Below are 18,830 nucleotides of genomic sequence, written 5' to 3' on the forward strand. Positions count from 1 at the left end.
GCGCGACACAAGGGCGAGCCCGTCGATGGTGACGCGGTTGCCGCAGGAAGGGAGCCATCATGGCGAGCACGGGTGCGTTCACGGCGCCTCCGCTGATGGGGCAGGTGTTCGACGGGCCGTCGGGCTACACCGGCGTCGACGGCACACCGGAGTGGGCGCGGGAGGTGAAGCGTCTGGCCCGCGAGCGCAACGCCACGATCCTGGCGCACAACTACCAGCTGCCCGAGATCCAGGACGTCGCCGACCACGTGGGCGACTCGCTGGCACTGTCCCGCATCGCGGCCGAGGCGCCGGAAGACACGATCGTGTTCTGTGGCGTGCACTTCATGGCCGAGACGGCCAAGATCCTCAGCCCGGCCAAGACCGTGCTGATCCCGGACCAGCGCGCCGGCTGTTCGCTGGCCGACTCCATCTCCGCCGCGGAACTGCGCGCCTGGAAGGCCGAGTTCCCGAACGCGATGGTGGTGTCCTATGTGAACACCACCGCCGAGGTCAAGGCGCTCACCGACATCTGCTGCACCTCGTCCAACGCGGTCGACGTGGTCGCCTCCATCGACCCGGAGCGCGAGGTGCTGTTCCTGCCGGACCAGTTCCTGGGCGCGCACGTCAAGCGTGTGACCGGCCGCGAGAACATGCACATCTGGGCCGGTGAATGCCACGTGCACGCGGGCATCAACGGTGAGGAGCTCACCGAGCAGGCGCGCACGCACCCGGACGCCGAGCTGTTCGTGCACCCCGAATGTGGTTGCGCCACTTCGGCGTTGTACCTGGCGGGGGAGGGGTCCTTCCCGGCCGACCGGGTGCACATCCTGTCCACCGGCGGCATGATCGACGCGGCCAAGCAGGCCAAGTCGAGCCAGGTCCTGGTGGCCACCGAGGTCGGCATGCTGCACCAGCTGCGTAAAGCCGCGCCCGGCATCGACTTCCAGGCCGTCAACGACCGCGCCTCCTGCCCCTACATGAAGATGATCACCCCGGCCGCGCTGCTGCGCTGCCTGGTGGAGGGCGCCGACGAGGTGCACGTCGATCCGGAAATGGCCGCGCTGGGCCGGAATTCGGTGCAGCGGATGATCGAGATCGGCAACCCCGGCGGGGGCGAGTAGCACTGCTCCCGTCCTGGACGGGATTGGCTGGAAGGCAGGGGTCGATGACCTCGGTATCAATCGGCTGGGAAGCCGAAGCCGATCTGGTGGTGATCGGCGGCGGCGTCGCCGGTCTCACCGCGGCGCGCACCGCCTCACTGCGGGGTCTGCGGGTGCTCATCCTCAGCAAGGGCGGGCCCACCGACACCGCCACCCAGTACGCGCAGGGCGGCATCGCCGTGGTTGCCCCGCAGGAGGATTCGGTGGAATCCCACGTGCGCGACACGGTGGAGGCGGGCGCCGGTCTGGTCGACCTGGACGCCACCCGCTCCATCGTCGAAGGCGGGCAGGAGGCGGTGGCCGCGCTGACCGATCTCGGCGCGGTCTTCGATCTCGGCCGGGACGGCGAGATCTCGCGCACGCGAGAGGGCGGGCACAGCACCCGGCGCATCATCCACGCCGGCGGCGACGCCACCGGGGCGGAGGTGCAGCGGGCGTTGAACGCGGCCGGACTGCCGGTGCTGTTCGGCGCGGCGGCGTGCGATGTCGTGACCGGGCCGACCGGTGTGCGCGGCGTGCTCGCGGTGTCGGAGCAGGGCTTCGGTGTCGTGCACGCCCCCGCGGTGCTGCTCGCCACCGGCGGCCTCGGCCAGTTGTACGCGCTCAGCACCAACCCGCCGGGCGCGACCGCCGACGGCATCGCGCTGGCGTTGCGGGCCGGCGCGGCGGTGGCCGATCTGGAGTTCGTGCAATTCCATCCGACCGTGCTCTACACCCCGGGCGGGCTCGGCCGGCGGCCGCTGATCAGCGAGGCGGTGCGCGGTGAGGGCGCGACCCTGGTCGATTCCGAAGGTAATTCGGTGACGGCGGGGGTGCACGCGCGCGGTGATCTCGCGCCGCGCGATGTGGTGTCCCGCGCCATCGCCGCGCGCATGCGGGCTCTGGGCACCGACCATGTCTTCCTCGACGGTCGCGCCATCGACGGTTTCGCGCAGCGCTTTCCGACGATCACCGCGTCCTGCCTGGCGGCGGGCATCGATCCACGCGCCCAGCTGATCCCGGTCGCCCCGGCCGCGCACTATCAGTGCGGCGGCATCGTCACCGACACGCACGGCCGCACCGGCGTGCCCGGGCTCTACGCCGCCGGGGAGGCGGCGCGCACCGGCTTGCACGGCGCAAACCGGTTGGCCTCCAACAGTCTGCTGGAGGGCCTGGTGGTGGGTGAGCGCGTCGGGATCGCCGCCTCCGAGCGCCTCGAGGCGAAACGCGGTGTCGACGATATGCATTCGTACGCGATGCCCCGGGTCGATCGCGCGGCGCTGCAACAGGTGATGACCAGCCACGCCGCCGTCGTGCGCGATCACGACGGATTGGCCGACGCGTCCAAGCGCCTGGAGCGGGCGGTGCTGCGCAATATGTCGAGCCGGGTCGCCAACGGCAACCGGCCCTCGGTGCACACCGACCCGAAGGAACTTGCGGCCCAGCGCATTGCCGAACTCGAGGACGGCGCGCTCACCCTCACCGCCCGCGTGCTCCTGCTCGCCGCCGCGGCCCGCACCGAAAGCCGGGGCTGCCACACCAGATCCGATCATCCGGAGCCGGTGGAGGCGCTGCGCCACAGCATCCCGATCAGCCTGGACCCCGACGGCCACCCGGACCTCGAGGCCCCTATCGTGCCCGCCGGGCTGGCCCTGATCCGCCCGTGACCGCCGCACCGTCGACAAGGAGTGAGCTGATGGCTCTCGACCCCGCCCTGAACCGCGACGAAGTCCTCGCGCTGATCCGCACCGCGCTGGACGAGGACCTGCGCTACGGCCCCGACGTCACCACCATGGCCACCGTGCCGGCCGATGCCGTGGTCAAGGCCGCCGTGGCGACCCGGCAGCCGGGCACACTCGCCGGACTCGACGTCGGCCTGCTCGTCCTCGACGAGGTGATCGGGGCCGGGAATTACGAAGTCACCGAACGGGTTCCGGACGGAACCCGGATCGAGCCGGGGCAGTCCGTGCTCGGTCTGGTCGCGCCCACCCGCGGCCTGCTCACCGCCGAGCGCACCATGCTCAACCTGGTCTGCCATCTGTCCGGCATCGCCACCGCCACCGCGGCGTGGGTCGACGCGGTCGAGGGCACCGGCTGCAAGATCCGCGACAGTCGCAAGACCTTGCCGGGAATGCGCGCGCTGCAGAAGTACGCGGTCCGGGTCGGCGGTGGCGTCAACCATCGCATGGGGCTCGGCGACGAAGCGCTGATCAAGGACAACCACGTGGTCGCCGCGGGCTCGGTCACCGCCGCGCTGCGCGCGGTCCGCGAACTGGCCCCCGACATCGCCTGCGAAGTCGAGGTGGACAGCCTGCAGCAGCTGGACGCGGTGCTCGCCGAGAACGTGGAACTCGTTCTGCTGGACAACTTTCCGCTGTGGCAGACGCAGGCCGCCGTGCAACGCCGCAATGCCGTCGCGCCCGGGACGAAACTCGAATCCTCCGGCGGGCTCACCCTCGACTCCGCCGCCGACTACGCCGGCACCGGCGTCGACTACCTCGCCGTGGGCGCCCTGACCCACTCGGTGCGGGTGCTGGACCTCGGCCTGGACATGTAGCTAGTCGTCGACGTCCACCCCGTAGACCCGGGCCAGCGCGGCGAGATCGGTGGGGTAGCCCTGCCCCACCGCACGCAGGCGCCAGTTGTCGTTGCGCAGATACAGTTCCGCCAGCACCAGCGTGCGTTCCTCGGTGGCCGCGTCCAACGTCGCGCGGGCGACCACGGACGCGTCGGCTCCCGGCGCGATCTCCAGTTCGAGGGCGCCGACATCGCCGAAGGTGACACCGGCGCCGTCCAGCGACGCGGCCAGCACGATCCGGCGGCAGTGTCCCGGCAATCCGTCCAGCCGCACGGCCATGGACTGTTCCGCGGGTCCGTCGATGGTCAATCGCGCGCCGGGCGACTCGGGTTGGTTGTAGAAGACGAAGTCGCTGTCACTCGCGACCGATTCGTCGCCGTCGACCAGGAACGCGACCAGATCGACTGCCCACTCGCCGTGCTGTACCCACGATGCCCGGATGGTCCAGGTCGTCCCGTGTTCGGCGACCGGCAGGTCGATCACTTGACCTCGGGCGAGCGAAACCGGGTCCGGAATCGCCGGGACCGGCGTCGGCGCGGATTCGAGCGGGGCCACCGCCTCCAGCAATCCGTTGCCGTGGATCGGAATCCCCATCTCGGCGGCCTTTTCGCAACGCCGGTCGAGAGTGCCGCCGGGCAGGGCCAGCACATCGGTGACCCCGGCGGACATGTTCACCGCCGCCGAGCCGCCGAGTTCGACAATACGTGCGCGCGCGTTTGCGGCCTGATCGTGCGTACCGCCGACGACCAGCACCCGCCGCCCCGCGAGCGGTCCGGTGCGCGGCACCGGTCGGCTCGCCGCGCGCACCTGAGTCGCCGCGACCGGTGCCTGCTCGCCTTTGCGCCTGCCGGGCGCGACACTGTCGAGCATTCGCAGGAAGCTGTCCTCGGACACGACGGGGGTGCCGACCTCGGCGGCCTTGCGCGCCTTGCCCGTCGGCCCGTCGGGCCTATTGGTGACCAGCAGGCTTGTGCGGCCGCTCACCGCGCCGGTGACTTCGAGCCCGGCCGCCTCGGCGCGCGAAATCAACTCGGGACGATCGGTCGCTGTGTCGCCGGTGAACGCGACCTTCATGCCCTGCACCAGGACGCCGCCGGGTTCGCACCGGCCCGGATACACGAACACGCAGGGCGGCTTCGGGCCGGTGCGCCCGGCCGGCAGGCCCCGCGCGCTCTGATAGGTTTCCTTCGGCGGGCAGTCCAACAGGGGCGGCGCGACGCCGAGCCGCGCGGCGTCGGCGACGAGTGCACGCAGCACACCGGCCAGCACCCGGGTGTCGTCCAGCGCGTCGTGGGCTTTGGCGCGCGGCACACCGTAGTAGGTGGCGAGGGTGTCGAGTGTGCAGTTCGGCGTGGGTGGCGCGACCCGCCGCGCGAGGGCAAGGGTGCAGAGCCGACGGCTCACCGGAAGCTCGAGGCCGCTCCGGCCGAACTCGTTGGCCAGGAATCCGTAGTCGAATTGCGCGTTGTGCGCGACCATCACCCGCCCGGCCAGCAGCCCCGACAGTGCTTCGTGGACATGCTCGAATCGCGGTGAGCCGCGCAGGATCTCGGCGGTCAGCCCGTGGATGTGCACCGGCCCGGGATCGCATCCCGGATCCAGGAGCGTGTGGAACTCACTGGCCACCCGGCCGTCCGCGTCCAAGGTCAGTGCGGCCACCGACAGGACTCGATGCTCGGCGGCCCGGAGCCCGGACGTCTCCACGTCGACGATGGTGTAGGCGCTGAAACCCGCCTCGAAGGTTTCCGGAAGCGCAGTCGTATTTGCTCGCACGGCCAGGTGATCGGCGGGGAGTCGGCGAATGTTGCAGCAACTCCAACAGGTGTCAATTCCGTCCGACCGGTCGGTAAATCATTCGGGCGCAACGCTGTTCGTGCCGGACGGGTTTCATGCGGTGAGTTCGCGCTCCAGCGGAGTGCGGAAGCGGGGGATGGCGCGAACGTCACCGAACCACCCGGTGGTGCGGACGACTTCGGCTTCGATGAGAGCGTGCGCGTCGGAGCCGACGTCTTCCAGGAGACGGTAGACGATTTCGCCGTCTTTGCGCTGAGCCCACCCGCCGGCGATGCGACCGTCGAGCCAGATGGTCGGGCCGATGTTGCCGTTGCGGTCGAACAGGGCGGGGGCGTGCGGGCCGAGGTACCAGTCGCGGGACTGCCAGCCCATGGGGGTGGGGTCGAGGGCGGGCAGGAAAGCGGCCCAGGGCGTGGGGGCGGGGACCGGGTCGAGATCGTCGGCCAGCATGATGCCGGTGCCGCCGTCGAGGTCGACTTCGGCGATGTCCAACTGGGCCAGTGTCTTTCGCACGTCACCGAGGTTCCAGCCGGTCCACCACTTGAGATCGGTGACGGGGGCGGGGCCGAAAGTGTGCAGCCACTTGCGGACCAGTTCGGCGCGGGCGAGCTCGATCGGCAGCTCGGGAACGCCCGCGGGCAGCCAGGATTCGATCGGCGCCCAGGTGTATTGGCTGCTGGCCCAGCTGCCGTTGGGGCGGCCGCGCACGATCCGGCCCTCCGCGCCGAGGGTCACCAGCACCCAGGTGGTGATGTTGGTCGGCTTGGAGTACGACTTCTCCGGGGTGAGGTGCACCTGGGTGCGCAGGCGGGGCACCGCCTTGCCGAGTTGTGCGCCGGTGGCCGCGCCGGCGGCGAGCACCGCCCGGTGGGTCTCCTCCTCGACCTCGGCGAGCCAGGCGCCGACATCGCCGTCGATGGCGCCGGCCTCCGCGAGGTACTTGCCGTAGGTGCGGCGCTGCTTGTGGGCGAGTGCGTCGGCGCACGAAGCCTGCAGGGCGGGAACGAGTTCCGTGGGTGCGACGAACATCGTGCGGCGCATGGCGAGCATGCGCAGCAGGGAGCGCTCCTCGTAGAGCGCCCGTTCCACGTCGGCGGGCGTCAGCTCGAAGCTCCGCGCGCCGGCCGACAAGTACACCGTGGCCGGGTCGGTGGCGTGCAGCACCACCATGGACCGGGCGATCGCGGCCACCTCGTTGCTCCGGTGCGCGTAGGCCAGTCGGTGCCGTACGCCCAGCCGGGCCCGCCGCTGCGCGGTATCAATCGAACGCATAGGCGAAACAGTAGCGGTTACAGTCCGAACCGTGCCGGGTCGAGGCGCAGTGTCTGGCAGGCCTCGCGCACCGCCGCCACCTCGGCCGCGTCGAAATTGCCGTCCGCGTTGCCGATCATGATGCCGATCTGCACGACCGCCTCCGCCTCGGTCGGCTTGCCCGCGGCCTTGGCGATCTGCTGCAGCACGTGCGCGCGCCCGAAGGCCGGGTCGGCGGTGATGCGCTGGCAGTTGTCGTCGAACAGCGCGCGCAGATCGTCGGCGGGGAAGTTCTGCAGCACCGGATCGCTGCCCAGCAACCCGGCCACCCGCATCCGCTCGTTCTGGTCGATGCTTCCGTCGGCCGCGGACACGAGCGCGCACATGCCCATGGCGGCGTCACGGAACGAACCGCCGCGCAAATCGTTCTTCTTGGCCAGCAACTGCTTGCGCCACTGCGGCGCCTTATCCACCACATCCATCAGCCGGCTGAACGTGTGCGCATTGGAAATGATCTTGTTCAAGAAGGCCATGGCAGCAGCTCCCCGGTTGGTCGACGTCCGCACGCTAGCAGACCGCGGCCGAGTTGTGCGTGCCCGCAATCGAATTGGGACCCGCCGCCGTTCCCGGCCGGGTTTTACGGTGATGACCTGGCATTATTCGGGGCATGCGACATGCGATCGGCTTGCTGCTGGCGGCGGCCCTGCTCGGGTTCGGGCCGGTCGCGCCGAGCGCGGCGCAACCCGCGTGCCCGGTGCGCGTCGAGATCGTCCCGGTCGGTGTGACGGTGGACGGCGAGCACGCGACCGGGCGGGTCTATCAGCCGTATCGCTGTGCGCCCGGTGACCTGGCGCCGCGCGATCTGGTGGTGGCGGTGCACGGGCACGGTGGTTCGGCGGCGGACTTCGCGGACTATCTGAGTTCGATCGCCCGCCGGACGGCGACGCCGTTGCTGGCCATGGATCTGCGCAACGCCACCGGTGCGTGGAAGACCGGCGAATGGAATCTGTGGGCGGGCTGGCGCGACGTCGTGGCCGCCACCGAGTGGTATCGCACGCGGTATCGGATCGAGCGCACCGTGCTGTGGGGGTGGAGTCAGGGCGGCATCACCAGCGGGCTGGCCATCGCGCACGGACCGCGCGGCCTGTTCGACTACTGGGTCGACAATTACGGTCCCGCAGACGATTTCACGATGTGGCTGGACGCGCCGAAGATCGCACCGCACCTGCGCCGCCAGATCGAGCGCGACGCGGGCGGCTGCTCACCGATCGTTTGCCCGCAGGCCTACTACGAGCGTTCACCGGCATTGCTGGCCGAGCGCCTGGACGTGCGGCGGGCCTTCCTGGTGCACGGGACCGCGGATGCCGTGATCCCGTTCGGGGCCAGTACCGAACTGCGCGACGCGCTGCGGCGGGCGGGCACGCCGGTCTCGATGTACACCGTGGTGTCCGGCCGGGATCTCGACGGGCGGGTGGCGCCGGGCGATCACAGCATCGGCCCGGCGTTCTTCGAAGGCGGCTGTGTCGTGGAACGGCTGCTGACCACGACCGAACCGGTGTCCGGCCCGGACCAGGACTACGTCATCGATATCGCCCAGGGCGTGCACAGCGCCCCCGTGGCACCACCCGACGCCAAATGCGCCGCGTGAGGAACAGTTCCCCGGCCACCGGGGTTGTCAGGTTCGACCGACCGACCGACGAAGCGAGGTAGCAGTGCCGAAGCCGACCGACCCGTCCTACCACTGGGCGGGCGCAGAACTGGATCTGGACGCCTACCTCGCGCGCATCGGATTCGACGGTGACCGCGCGCCCACCGTGCACACCCTGCACCGGCTGGTCGAACGGCACACCACCTCGATCCCGTTCGAGAACCTGGAGATCATCCTGGGGCGCGGCATCCCGCTCGACCTGGAGACCCTGCAGGACAAGCTGATCCGCCGGCGGCGCGGCGGCTACTGCTACGAGAACGTAATACTGTTCGCGGCGGCGCTGGAACGCCTCGGCTTCGGGTTCACGGGGCTCAGCGGCCGGGTCACGATGGGAGCCGAGGGGCTACGCCCGGCCACGCACGCGCTGCTGCGGGTCACCACCGCCGAGGACGATCGAGTCTGGCTCGTCGACGTCGGCTTCGGCGCCGGGCCGCTGCGCGCGCTCGAACTGATCGACAGCCCCGCCGAATTCAGCGCCGGGCACTGGCGATTCCGCCTGGAACGCACCCGCGGCGAACTGGGTGACGAACTGTGGGTGCTGCACCAGTTCGGGCGGGACGGCTGGGTGGATCGGTACACCTTCACCCTCGATCCGCAGTACCGCATCGACTACCGGGTGGGCAATCATTTCGTCTCGACCTCCCCGAACTCGCCGTTCACCGCGCGGCCGTTCGTTCAGCGCTTCCACCCCGACGCGCACCACGTGATCGACGGCACCACCCTGATCACCGAACGCCCGGACGGCAGCAGCGAGGTGCGGGAGCTGGAACCCGCCGAACTGACCGAGGTGCTCGCCGAGGTGTTCGACATCGAGTTGGACGCGGCCGACGCCGCGCTGCTGTCCGAGGCCCGTTGGCGGCGCTGAACTCTCGCGTCGCGCTTGACCAGCGTCGTCGAAACCGGCGGTTACAGTCGCGAGGGTGCGCACTCACAAGATCACCGTCTGGTCCGCGGCCCTGGCGCTCGCGCTAGCCGGGTGCAGTTCCGCGCCCGACCAGCCCGACACGGTCGCCGGTCAGCTCGTCGATGCCCTCAACAGTGACGACGTCGCCGCGGCCGCCGCGCTCACCGACGATCCGGCCAAGGCCGCCGCGACGCTGAACCAGCTCTACGACGGTCTCGGCAAAGAGGTGAAATACCAGGTCGAATCGGTCGAGGAGAACGCTTTCACGTTGCGCGCGACCTGGACGTTCGGCAAGAACGAGTGGACGTACACCACCAAGGGCACCGCCTCGGACAACGACGGCTGGAAGATCGCCTGGGATCCGGCGACCCTCGCACCTGGCCTGACCGCCGGTCCGCTGAGCTACTCCAGCGTCGCGGCCAAGCCTGCCCGGGTGCTCGACTCCACCGGCGGTGACCTGATGACCCAGCAGATCGTCACGGTCGTCGGGGTCGCCCCGGGCGCCGACACGGCGGCGATCGCGGCGGCGCTCGCGCCGACGAACTCGGGCATCACCGCGGCCTCGCTGGATTCCGAACTGGCCGCCGCGCAAGGCAAACCGATCACCGCGATCACCCTGCGGTCGGCCGACATCGACCCGATTCGCGCCGTGCTCGCCGCGGCCCGCGGCGTGTCGCTCTCCGATCAGACTCGGCTGCTGACGGTCGACAAGGCCCAGGCCGCGCCCACCCTGGCCGGACTGGCCGAGCTGTGGCAGCAGGACGCCGAGGCCGCCCAGGGCTGGGCGGTGCGCGCCAAGACGCCCACCGGCACCGAACGCCTTGCCGGTCCCGACGCGAAACCCACTCCGGACCTGCGCACCACCCTGGACATCGATCTGCAGAACGCCGCCGAGGACGCGCTGCGGCCGTTGCCCACCCCGGCCGCGATCGTCGCGTTGCAGCCGTCCACCGGCAACGTGCTGGCCGTGGCGCAGAACGCGGCGGGGGACGGGCAGGGCCCGATCGCGCTCACCGGCCTCTACCCGCCGGGCTCCACCTTCAAGACGGTCACGGTCTCCGCCGCGCTGCAGGCGGGCGACGTCACGCCCGATTCGGTGCTGCCCTGCCCCGGCTCGGCAAACATCGAGGGTCGCCGCATTCCCAACGACGAGAACTTCGACCTCGGCCAGGTGCCGCTGCACACCGCCTTCGCCCGGTCCTGCAACACCACCATGGGGGCGCTCGGGGTGAAACTGGGGCCGAACGGCCTCACCGACGCGGCCGCCGAGCTCGGCCTCGGTGTGGATTACGTCACACCCGGACTGACCACCGTGACCGGAAAGGTGCCGCCCGCGGCCTCGCCCGCGCAGCGCGTGGAAGCCGGCATCGGCCAGGGTGAGGTGACGGCGTCGCCGTTCGGCATGGCGCTGGTGGCGGCCTCGATCGCGCGCGGCTCGGTGCCCAATCCCGTTCTGGTCCAAGGCAAGCCGGGTGTGGCAGACAAGACCCCGCCGGCCCTGCCCGGGCCGATCCCGGACCAGATCAAAGCGATGATGCGCGAAACCGTCGCCGCCGGAACCGCCACCCAGCTGCGCGATATCCGAGGTCTGCTGGGCAAAACGGGCACCGCCGAGTACGGCGACAACACCCATGCGCACGGCTGGTTCGTCGGCATCGACGGCGATCTCGCCTTCGCCGTGTTCGTCGCCGACGCGGACAGTTCGGGCCCGGCGGTCGACGCCGCGGGCCGGATGTTGCGCGCGCGAGGTTAGGTCCACCTGCGGCGACGGGATTCGGCCCGATCTGGGCGGAATTTATTCCTATCCTGAGGCGGAGCAATCATCGGGCTCCCGCTACACTCGTCGGCGGAACGCATGCCTGGTCAATATGCGGCATGTCACGATTTCGAGAAGGTTCGGAGTAGGCGCCATCGATACCGGTCAGTTGATCGCGGAGCATTACCGCCTGGTCGAGCGGATTGGTAGCGGCGGCACAGGCGTGGTTTGGCGTGCCGTCGACGAACGCCTCCAGCGCTCGGTGGCGGTCAAGCAGATCCACATCAAGCCGAGCCTGCCCGAGGCCGAGCGGGATGTGGTGCGCCAGCGTGCCTTCCGCGAAGCCCGCAACGCCGCCAGGTTCCAGCACCCCAACGCCATCGTGGTGTTCGACATCACCGAGCACAACGGCGATCCGTGCCTGGTCATGGAATACATGAAGTCCAACAGCCTGGCCGCGGTCATCGCCGCGCAGGGCCCGCTGCCGTTGCAGCAGGTGGCCCGCGTCGGCGAGCAGGTCGCCTCGGCGCTGATCGCCGCGCACCAGGCCGGCATCGTGCACCGCGACGTGAAGCCGGGCAACGTGCTGCTCGACGACCACGGCACGGTGAAGATCACCGACTTCGGCATCTCCCGCGCCGCCGGCGACGCCACGCTCACCGAGACCGGCCTGATCTGCGGCACCGCCGCCTATCTCGCGCCGGAGATGGCGCGCGGCGCCGACCCGACGCCCGCCTCCGACGTCTTCGCCCTGGGCGCCACGCTGTTCCACGCGCTCGAGGCCGAACCGCCCTACGGCGCCAACGCCAATCCGCTAGCAGTGCTCTACGCGGCCGCCAACGGCCAGGTCAGCGAACCGCGCAACGCGGGCCCCGCGACCGATCTGCTGCTCGATCTGCTCAGCCCCGACCCGCGCGACCGGCCGACCATGCGCGAGGCGTACGACGAACTGGCCGCGCTCGCCGACAACGGGTCGAACCAGGCGCCCGCCGGATTCGTCCCCGCCAGTGAGGCTTACGCGCGCCGCCAGGTGGGCGCGGACGACACCGCCGCGACCCGATCGCTGCGCCCCGCCGGTCCGCCGCCCCCGCACCGGACCGAACGGCACGCGCGTCCGCTGCCGCCGCCTCCGCGCAACAGCCACCCCGACACCGCGGCGCACCCGCGGACGGCGGCCCATCAGCGCCCCGCCCCGCGCGGCAAGTCCGGCGCGAAGCGGCGCGCGGTCCTGATCGGCGCGGCCATCGGCGCCGTCATCGCGGTGATCGGCATCTCCTTCAGCGCGTTCAACTCCTCGGACGGGAACACGCCCTCGGCGCAGGCGAAGTCGCCGACCACCAGCACCCGCGCGGGCACCACGTCCGCGGCGGTGCCGGAGGCCGGCAAGACGCCGAGCTCGGGCAAGGTCGACATCGTGGCCGCCGGAGCCATGCTGGAGAACTTCTACGACAATCCGGGCGGCTCCTGGTCGCTGCTGACCCCGGCCGCGCAGAAGCTCTACGGCGGCGAGCAGGCCTTCAGGCAGTACTGGAGCAGCCGAGTCGTGCAGTCCTTCGCGGATATCAAGGGTGAGGGCTCCAACTACCCGGACGGCTCGGTGGACATGCGGATCGCGCGCGTCACCGTGAACGGGGAGACCAGCCCGGTGGTCGTGCACGTCGTCTCGAGCGGCGGTCGGCTGCTCATCGACGGGGAGACCCGCACCGACGTCTGATTCTCGAAATACCCGTCGGCGGTTACTGTTCCGGCATGGGTATGCGGGAACTGCTGGCGTCGGAGCGCCTGGAACTGGTCACGCTGCTACGCACGCTGACCGAGGCGGAGTGGGAATCGCCCTCGTTGTGTGCGGGCTGGCGCGTGCGTGACGTGGTCGGGCATCTGCTGTGGGACGACATCGGGCCGCTGACCTACGGAGCGGTCCTGGCCCGCAACGGATTCTCCGTCGACAAGGTGAACGGGTATCTGGTGCGCAAGGCGCGCGCGCTCACAACCGAGCAACTGGTGGACAAACTCGAGGCGGGCAGTGCGCTCTCGCGCTACAGCCCCGTCCTGGCGCTCGCCGACACGCTGGTGCACCAGCAGGACATCCGGCGCCCGCTGGGCCGCCCCCGCACCATCCCGGCGGAACGGCTGACACTGGTGCTCGACAATCCGGATCCGTTCGCGTTCCCCTGGAAACGCACCCACGGCTTGCGGTTCGTCGCCACCGATCTGGACTGGGCGCGGGGCCGCGGCCCGGAGGTCCGGGGACCGGGCGAGGCCTTGGTCCTGGCCGTCGGCGGGCGCCCGGTCGTCCTCGGCGAACTCGACGGCGACGGCGTGGCCGAACTGCGCCGCCGCTGTTCCTGACGCGTCAGGAACCCATCGCGAAGCGCAGCAGCGCCTGCTTGTCGCCCTGCTTGATCTTGCCCTTGCGGTTCAGCACTTCCAGCTGCCAGGTGTTGCCGTTGCGGAAGGTGCGGGCCACGGCGTTGGCGTTGTCGGTGCCCAGCAGCGACGGCCAGATGTCGGCGACCTGCTGGCTGCTGCCGCCGCTGGCGTCGTAGACCTTGAACGAGATGTTGTTGGCCTTCTCGAAGGAGGTGCCCTTCTTGAAGGCCGCCGCGACGAAGATGATCGCGTCGATGCCGCCGGGCACATCGGAGAAGGTCACGTGCACGGTCTCGTCGTCGCCCGCGGCCGCGCCGGTCTGCTCGTCGCCGGAGTGCTGCACGGCGCCGTTGCCCAGCGGGTCGAGTGAATCCAGGCCCGCGAAACGCACCGGCTCGCTGCCCTGCATGAGGATGGCGATCAAGTCCAGGTCGACGCCGCGCTTGCGCTTGGCCAGACCCAGGATGCCGCCGCTGCTGCCGGCGGAGGGATCCCAGCTCACTCCGACACTGAGTTTGGTGATTCCGGCGAGATCCGCAGCGCCGTCTTCTTTCTTGAGCGTGATCATGCGTTCAGACTAGCGGGATTTCGGAAACCGAAAAGAGCGTGCTGTTTTCATTACCGCCCGTTCACCTGCGCGCCGAACACCGGTCCAGCGCTGGCGAATCACCGAACCGCGCGCCGCCGCGGCCGATGTTCGTGTGTCGGAGGCGATCTCCGCCGACAATGGAGCCATGGCACCGAATGCTGCGCTGGAACCGCTCAATGTCCTGGCCGGAGAGTGGGAGCTCGACAGCCCCCAGTTTCCCGGCCCCAAAGGTCACACCTCCATCACCTGGCTCGAGGAGGGCGGCTATCTGATGCTCCGCGACACCGTGCCCGAGCCGGGCCCCAGCGGCACCTGGATCATCGGCGTCGACGAGGACGATCTGGTGCTCACGGTGCTGCACCACGATGTGCGCGGCGTCTCACGCGTCTATCGGATGACGTTCGACGCCGCCGGCTCCTGGCGGGTCTGGCGCGAGGCGCCCGGTTTCCATCAGCGCTTCCACGCGGTCGTGCAGCCGGATGGCAAGCAGATCCAGGGCACGTGGGAGAAGTCCGAGGACGGCGTGGAGTGGGAACACGACTTCGATCTGGTCTACACCCGGGTCGGCTGAGAGCCTGAGACGCAGGTCACAGCCGCGGTGCCACCCGTGGTGCCGCGGCTGACCGGTGCGGATATCCGGTGGTGCGGCCCATTAGGCTGGTGGGCGACCGAGAAAGTTTCCCGAGCCACCGGACAGGACAGCACACCGATATGACATCCCGCATCGAGCTCGCCCGCGTCGATCTGCGCGGTCGCACTCCTTCCGCTGCCGAGCTGCGCACCGCGCTGCCGCGCGGAGGAGTCGACGTCGACTCGGTGCTGCATCATGTGCGGCCGGTGGTGGAGGCGATCCGCGACCGGGGTGTCGAGGCGGCACAGGAGTACAGCCAGAAGTTCGACGGCGTGGCCCCCGCGTCGGTGCGGGTCCCGGCCGCCGAGCTGGAGCGGGCGCTCACCGAGCTGGATCCGGCCGTGCGCACCGCGCTGGAAGTCGCGATCGAGCGCACCCGCAAGGTGCACGCCGATCAGCGCCGCGCCGACAAGACCACGCAGGTGGTGCCCGGCGGCACCGTCACCGAGCGCTGGGTGCCGGTCGAGCGGGTCGGGCTGTATGTGCCGGGTGGCAATGCCGTCTACCCGTCGAGCGTCGTCATGAATGTGGTGCCCGCGCAGGCCGCCGGGGTCGAATCCCTGGTCGTCGCCTCGCCGCCGCAGGCCCAGTTCGGCGGGCTGCCGCACCCGACCATCCTCGCCGCGGCGCGGCTGCTCGGCGTCGAGGAGGTGTGGGCGGTCGGCGGTGCGCAGGCCGTCGCGCTGCTGTCCTACGGCGGCGTCGACACCGACGGCGCGCAGCTCGAGCCGGTCGACATGATCACCGGCCCCGGCAATATCTATGTCACCGCCGCCAAGCGGCTCTGCCGCGGGCTGGTCGGCATCGATGCCGAAGCGGGCCCCACCGAGATCGCGATCCTCGCCGACGCCACCGCCGACCCGGTGCACGTCGCGGCCGATCTGATCAGCCAGGCCGAGCACGACGTGCTCGCCGCCAGCGTGCTGGTCACCGACAGCGCCGCCCTGGCCGACGCGGTCGACGCCGCGCTGACGGCACAGCTCGCGGTGGTCAAGCACGCCGAGCGGGTGCGCGAGGCGCTGTCCGGCAAGCAGTCCGGCACGGTGCTCGTCGACGACATCACCCAGGGCCTGCGCGTGGTCGACGCCTACGCCGCCGAGCACCTGGAGATCCAGACCGCCGACGCCGCGGCCGTCGCGGCGCGCGTGCGCTCCGCGGGCGCGATCTTCGTCGGCGCGTACGCGCCGGTCAGCCTGGGCGATTACTGCGCGGGCTCCAATCACGTGCTCCCGACCGCCGGCTGCGCCCGGCACTCCTCGGGCCTGAGCGTGCAGACCTTCCTGCGCGGCATCCACGTCGTCGAGTACACCGAGGCGGCGCTGCGCGATGTCGCCGGGCACGTGGTCGCGCTGGCCGAGGCCGAAGATCTGCCCGCCCACGGCCAAGCCGTCACGGCGCGTTTCGAGGCGCTGTCATGAGCGCGGGCATCGTCGCGCCCGGCTCCGCCGCGAGCCTGGCGGATCTACCGCTGCGCGCCAACCTGCGCGGCAAGAAGCCTTACGGCGCACCGCAATTGACCGTCCCCGTGCAGCTCAACACCAACGAGAACCCGCACCCGCCGAGCCGGGCCCTGGTCGACGACGTCGCCGAAGCCGTGCGCGCGGCCGCCGCCGACCTGCACCGCTACCCCGACCGCGACGCGGTCGCGCTGCGCGCGGATCTGGCCGCCTACCTCACCCGGCAGACGGAGGTCACGCTCGACGTCGCGAACGTGTGGGCGGCCAACGGCTCCAACGAGATCCTGCAGCAGCTGCTGCAAGCCTTCGGCGGGCCCGGCCGCAGCGCACTCGGGTTCGTGCCGTCGTATTCGATGCACCCGATCATCTCGGAGAGCATCGACACCGAATGGGTCGAGGCCGAGCGCAGCGCCGACTTCTCGCTCGACGTCGACTACGCGGTCGCCCAGATCGCCGAGCGCCGGCCCGACGTGGTCTTCGTGACCAGCCCCAACAATCCGACCGGGCACAGCATCCCGCTCGCCGATCTCGAGCGCCTCCTCGAGGCCGCACCGGGCATCGTGGTGGTGGACGAGGCCTACGCCGAGTTCTCCGACGTGCCGAGCGCGATCACCCTCATCGATCGCTACCCGGCCAAGATCGTGGTCACGCGCACGATGTCGAAGGCCTTCGCCTTCGCGGGCGGGCGCCTGGGCTACCTGGCCGCGGCACCCGCGGTGATCGACGCGTTGTTGCTGGTCCGGCTGCCGTATCACCTGTCGGTTGTCACCCAGGCCGCCGCGCGTGCCGCACTGCGGCACGCCGACGAAACCCTGGGCAGCGTCGCCGAACTCGCCGCTCAGCGCGACCGGGTCGCGGCGGCCCTGCGCGAACTGGGCTACGAGGTGGTGCCGAGCGACGCCAACTTCATCCTGTTCGGCCGCTTCGCCGACGCCCCCCGCGCCTGGCAGCGCTTCCTCGACGAAGGCGTGCTCATCCGCGATGTCGGCATCCCCGGCTACCTGCGCACCACCATCGGGCTGGCCGCCGAGAACGACGAACTGTTGCGCGTCAGCGCGAAGCTGGTATCCGAGGAGTTGACCGCGCCATGACCACGGAAGCGAGAATGGACCGAATCGCACGGGTGGAACGCACCACCCGGGAATCCAGCATCGTCGTCGAGTTGAACCTCGACGGCAGCGGCAAGACCGACATCTCCACCGGCGTGCCGTTCTACGACCACATGCTCACCGCGTTCGGCCAGCACGGCAGCTTCGATCTGACCGTGCAGGCCAAGGGTGATATCGAGATCGAGGCGCACCACACCGTCGAGGACACCGCGATCGTCATCGGGCAGGCACTCGCGCAGGCCCTCGGCGACAAGAAGGGCATCCGCCGCTTCGGTGATTCCTACATCCCGATGGACGAGACGCTGGCCCAGGCGGTCGTGGACGTCTCCGGGCGGCCCTACTGCGTGCACACGGGGGAGCCCGAGCACATGCTGCACGCGATCATCCCGAGTCTCGGTGCGGGAGCGTCGTATTCGACGGTGATCAACCGGCACGTCTTCGAGTCGATCGCGTTGAACGCGCGGATCGCGCTGCACGTGCGCGTGCTCTACGGCCGCGATCAGCACCACATCACCGAGGCCGAGTTCAAGGCGGTGGCGCGGGCGTTGCGCGCGGCCGTGGAATACGACCCGCGGGTGAGCGGCGTCCCGTCCACCAAGGGGACGCTGTGAAGTCGGTCGCGCTGCTGGATTACGGCTCCGGCAATCTGCACTCCGCCGAGCGCGCACTGGTCCGCGCGGGCGCGCGGGTCGAGGTCACCCATGATCCGGAAATCGCTTTGGCCGCTGATGGTTTGGTGGTTCCCGGGGTCGGCGCGTTCGAGGCGTGCATGGCCGGCCTGCGCGCGGTGCGCGGTGAACGCATCATCGGTCAGCGGCTGGCCGGCGGTCGGCCGGTGCTCGGCATCTGCGTCGGAATGCAGATCCTGTTCGAGCGCGGCGTCGAGTTCGGTGTGGAGACGGAGGGGTGTGCCGAGTGGCCGGGGGTCGTGGAGCGGTTGTCGGCTCCGGTGCTGCCGCACATGGGCTGGAACACGGTGTCGGCGCCCGCCGGCAGTGTGCTGTTCGAGGGCATGGACGCCGGTACCCGGTTCTACTTCGTGCACAGCTACGCCGCGCAGACCTGGGATCTCCCGGCGAGCGAGCACTTCGCCGCACCGAAACTGACCTGGGCCGAGCACGGGGTGCCGTTCCTCGCCGCGGTCGAGAACGGTCCGTTGTCGGCGACGCAGTTCCATCCGGAGAAATCCGGTGATGCGGGCGCGCAGTTGCTCCGGAACTGGATCAATTCTCTGTAAAATCGCTCTGGCCAGGCGATTTGACAATTTTCTCTCGGCTACGTAACTTTATTCGAGTCAGAGCGACACGGACACCGACCCGGAGCCTAACGGCCTGGGAAACGAGGTAGGACGAGGAGCGCCTGACCATCCGGTTGGTTCGCAAAGTCCGATTTTGTTATCGCGGCTGGATCAGCTAAGCTTTGAACCCTGCCTCACAGAAGCCCCCGAGTTAATCGCGGTCGGATGTGTGTGCGTGTGTTCTTTGAGAACTCAATAGTGTGTCGATGAATGTCAGTGCCAATAATTTATTGGTGCCAGCCATTTCATACCCCCCGGTTGGGAT

17 protein-coding genes are annotated in these 18,830 nt (G+C 70.0%); 13 read left to right on the forward strand and 4 right to left on the reverse strand.

Going from position 1 to position 18,830, the window contains the following annotated elements:
• Positions 1–59: 59 nt before the first annotated feature.
• From nadA to nadC, 3 genes are read left to right on the forward strand one after another with little or no spacing between them, the layout of a single operon-like run.
• On the forward strand, positions 60–1,103 hold the full coding sequence (nadA, locus tag AB0I43_RS40545; RefSeq protein WP_357434241.1) for a quinolinate synthase NadA: 1,044 nt from the start codon (positions 60–62) through the stop codon (positions 1,101–1,103).
• 44 nt (positions 1,104–1,147) lie between these two features.
• Positions 1,148–2,788, forward strand: a complete 1,641-nt coding sequence (locus AB0I43_RS40550; protein ID WP_357434243.1) for an L-aspartate oxidase — start codon at positions 1,148–1,150, stop codon at positions 2,786–2,788.
• A gap of 29 nt (positions 2,789–2,817) precedes the next feature.
• Positions 2,818–3,678, forward strand: coding sequence for a carboxylating nicotinate-nucleotide diphosphorylase (nadC, locus tag AB0I43_RS40555; protein ID WP_357434245.1), 861 nt, complete (start codon positions 2,818–2,820; stop codon positions 3,676–3,678).
• On the opposite strand, the gene AB0I43_RS40560 is transcribed toward nadC, so the two are convergent.
• The 3 genes from AB0I43_RS40560 to AB0I43_RS40570 form a co-directional block, all read right to left on the reverse strand.
• Positions 3,679–5,472, reverse strand: coding sequence for a TerD family protein (locus AB0I43_RS40560; protein ID WP_357434247.1), 1,794 nt, complete (start codon positions 5,470–5,472; stop codon positions 3,679–3,681).
• Positions 5,473–5,586: 114 nt separating this feature from the next.
• The gene (locus tag AB0I43_RS40565) at positions 5,587–6,765 is read right to left on the reverse strand and encodes a winged helix DNA-binding domain-containing protein (protein WP_357434249.1); all 1,179 of its coding nucleotides are present in this window, start codon (positions 6,763–6,765) and stop codon (positions 5,587–5,589) included.
• Between the two features lie 17 nt (positions 6,766–6,782).
• Complete coding sequence (locus tag AB0I43_RS40570) at positions 6,783–7,277, reverse strand: tellurite resistance TerB family protein (RefSeq protein WP_356981431.1); 495 nt, start codon at positions 7,275–7,277, stop codon at positions 6,783–6,785.
• A 134-nt stretch (positions 7,278–7,411) separates the two neighbouring features.
• On the opposite strand from AB0I43_RS40570, the gene AB0I43_RS40575 reads away from it, so the two are divergent.
• The 5 genes from AB0I43_RS40575 to AB0I43_RS40595 all read left to right on the forward strand — a co-directional run bounded on the left by AB0I43_RS40575 (position 7,412) and on the right by AB0I43_RS40595 (position 13,461).
• Positions 7,412–8,392, forward strand: coding sequence for a prolyl oligopeptidase family serine peptidase (locus tag AB0I43_RS40575; RefSeq protein WP_357434251.1), 981 nt, complete (start codon positions 7,412–7,414; stop codon positions 8,390–8,392).
• A gap of 64 nt (positions 8,393–8,456) precedes the next feature.
• Positions 8,457–9,317 (forward strand): arylamine N-acetyltransferase, encoded by an 861-nt coding sequence (locus AB0I43_RS40580; RefSeq protein ID WP_357434253.1) that lies wholly within the window; start codon positions 8,457–8,459, stop codon positions 9,315–9,317.
• Between the two features lie 55 nt (positions 9,318–9,372).
• Positions 9,373–11,109 (forward strand): penicillin-binding transpeptidase domain-containing protein, encoded by a 1,737-nt coding sequence (locus tag AB0I43_RS40585; protein WP_357434255.1) that lies wholly within the window; start codon positions 9,373–9,375, stop codon positions 11,107–11,109.
• A gap of 115 nt (positions 11,110–11,224) precedes the next feature.
• Positions 11,225–12,826, forward strand: coding sequence for a protein kinase (locus tag AB0I43_RS40590; RefSeq protein ID WP_357434257.1), 1,602 nt, complete (start codon positions 11,225–11,227; stop codon positions 12,824–12,826).
• Between the two features lie 35 nt (positions 12,827–12,861).
• Complete coding sequence (locus tag AB0I43_RS40595) at positions 12,862–13,461, forward strand: maleylpyruvate isomerase family mycothiol-dependent enzyme (protein ID WP_356981422.1); 600 nt, start codon at positions 12,862–12,864, stop codon at positions 13,459–13,461.
• A gap of 4 nt (positions 13,462–13,465) precedes the next feature.
• On the opposite strand, the gene AB0I43_RS40600 is transcribed toward AB0I43_RS40595, so the two are convergent.
• A complete protein-coding gene (locus AB0I43_RS40600; protein ID WP_356981423.1) occupies positions 13,466–14,050 on the reverse strand; it encodes a TerD family protein in 585 nt (194 codons plus the stop codon).
• Between the two features lie 166 nt (positions 14,051–14,216).
• Here AB0I43_RS40600 and AB0I43_RS40605 point away from each other — a divergent pair, with 166 nt between their 5' ends.
• From AB0I43_RS40605 to hisH, 5 genes are all read left to right on the forward strand, one after another.
• On the forward strand, positions 14,217–14,642 hold the full coding sequence (locus AB0I43_RS40605; protein ID WP_356981424.1) for a hypothetical protein: 426 nt from the start codon (positions 14,217–14,219) through the stop codon (positions 14,640–14,642).
• 140 nt (positions 14,643–14,782) lie between these two features.
• Positions 14,783–16,120: a histidinol dehydrogenase gene (hisD, locus tag AB0I43_RS40610; protein WP_357434259.1), complete on the forward strand. Its 1,338-nt coding sequence runs from the start codon at positions 14,783–14,785 to the stop codon at positions 16,118–16,120.
• On the forward strand, positions 16,117–17,250 hold the full coding sequence (locus AB0I43_RS40615) for a histidinol-phosphate transaminase (protein ID WP_357434261.1): 1,134 nt from the start codon (positions 16,117–16,119) through the stop codon (positions 17,248–17,250). The genes hisD and AB0I43_RS40615 overlap by 4 nt, the downstream gene beginning before the upstream one ends.
• The gene (gene hisB / locus AB0I43_RS40620; RefSeq protein ID WP_356981427.1) at positions 17,247–17,879 is read left to right on the forward strand and encodes an imidazoleglycerol-phosphate dehydratase HisB; all 633 of its coding nucleotides are present in this window, start codon (positions 17,247–17,249) and stop codon (positions 17,877–17,879) included. The genes AB0I43_RS40615 and hisB overlap by 4 nt, the downstream gene beginning before the upstream one ends.
• Positions 17,876–18,505, forward strand: coding sequence for an imidazole glycerol phosphate synthase subunit HisH (gene hisH, locus AB0I43_RS40625; RefSeq protein WP_356981428.1), 630 nt, complete (start codon positions 17,876–17,878; stop codon positions 18,503–18,505). The genes hisB and hisH overlap by 4 nt, the downstream gene beginning before the upstream one ends.
• Positions 18,506–18,830: the final 325 nt, after the last annotated feature.

It is taken from the genome of Nocardia sp. NPDC050435, assembly GCF_040655395.1.
Lineage (GTDB): Bacteria > Actinomycetota > Actinomycetes > Mycobacteriales > Mycobacteriaceae > Nocardia.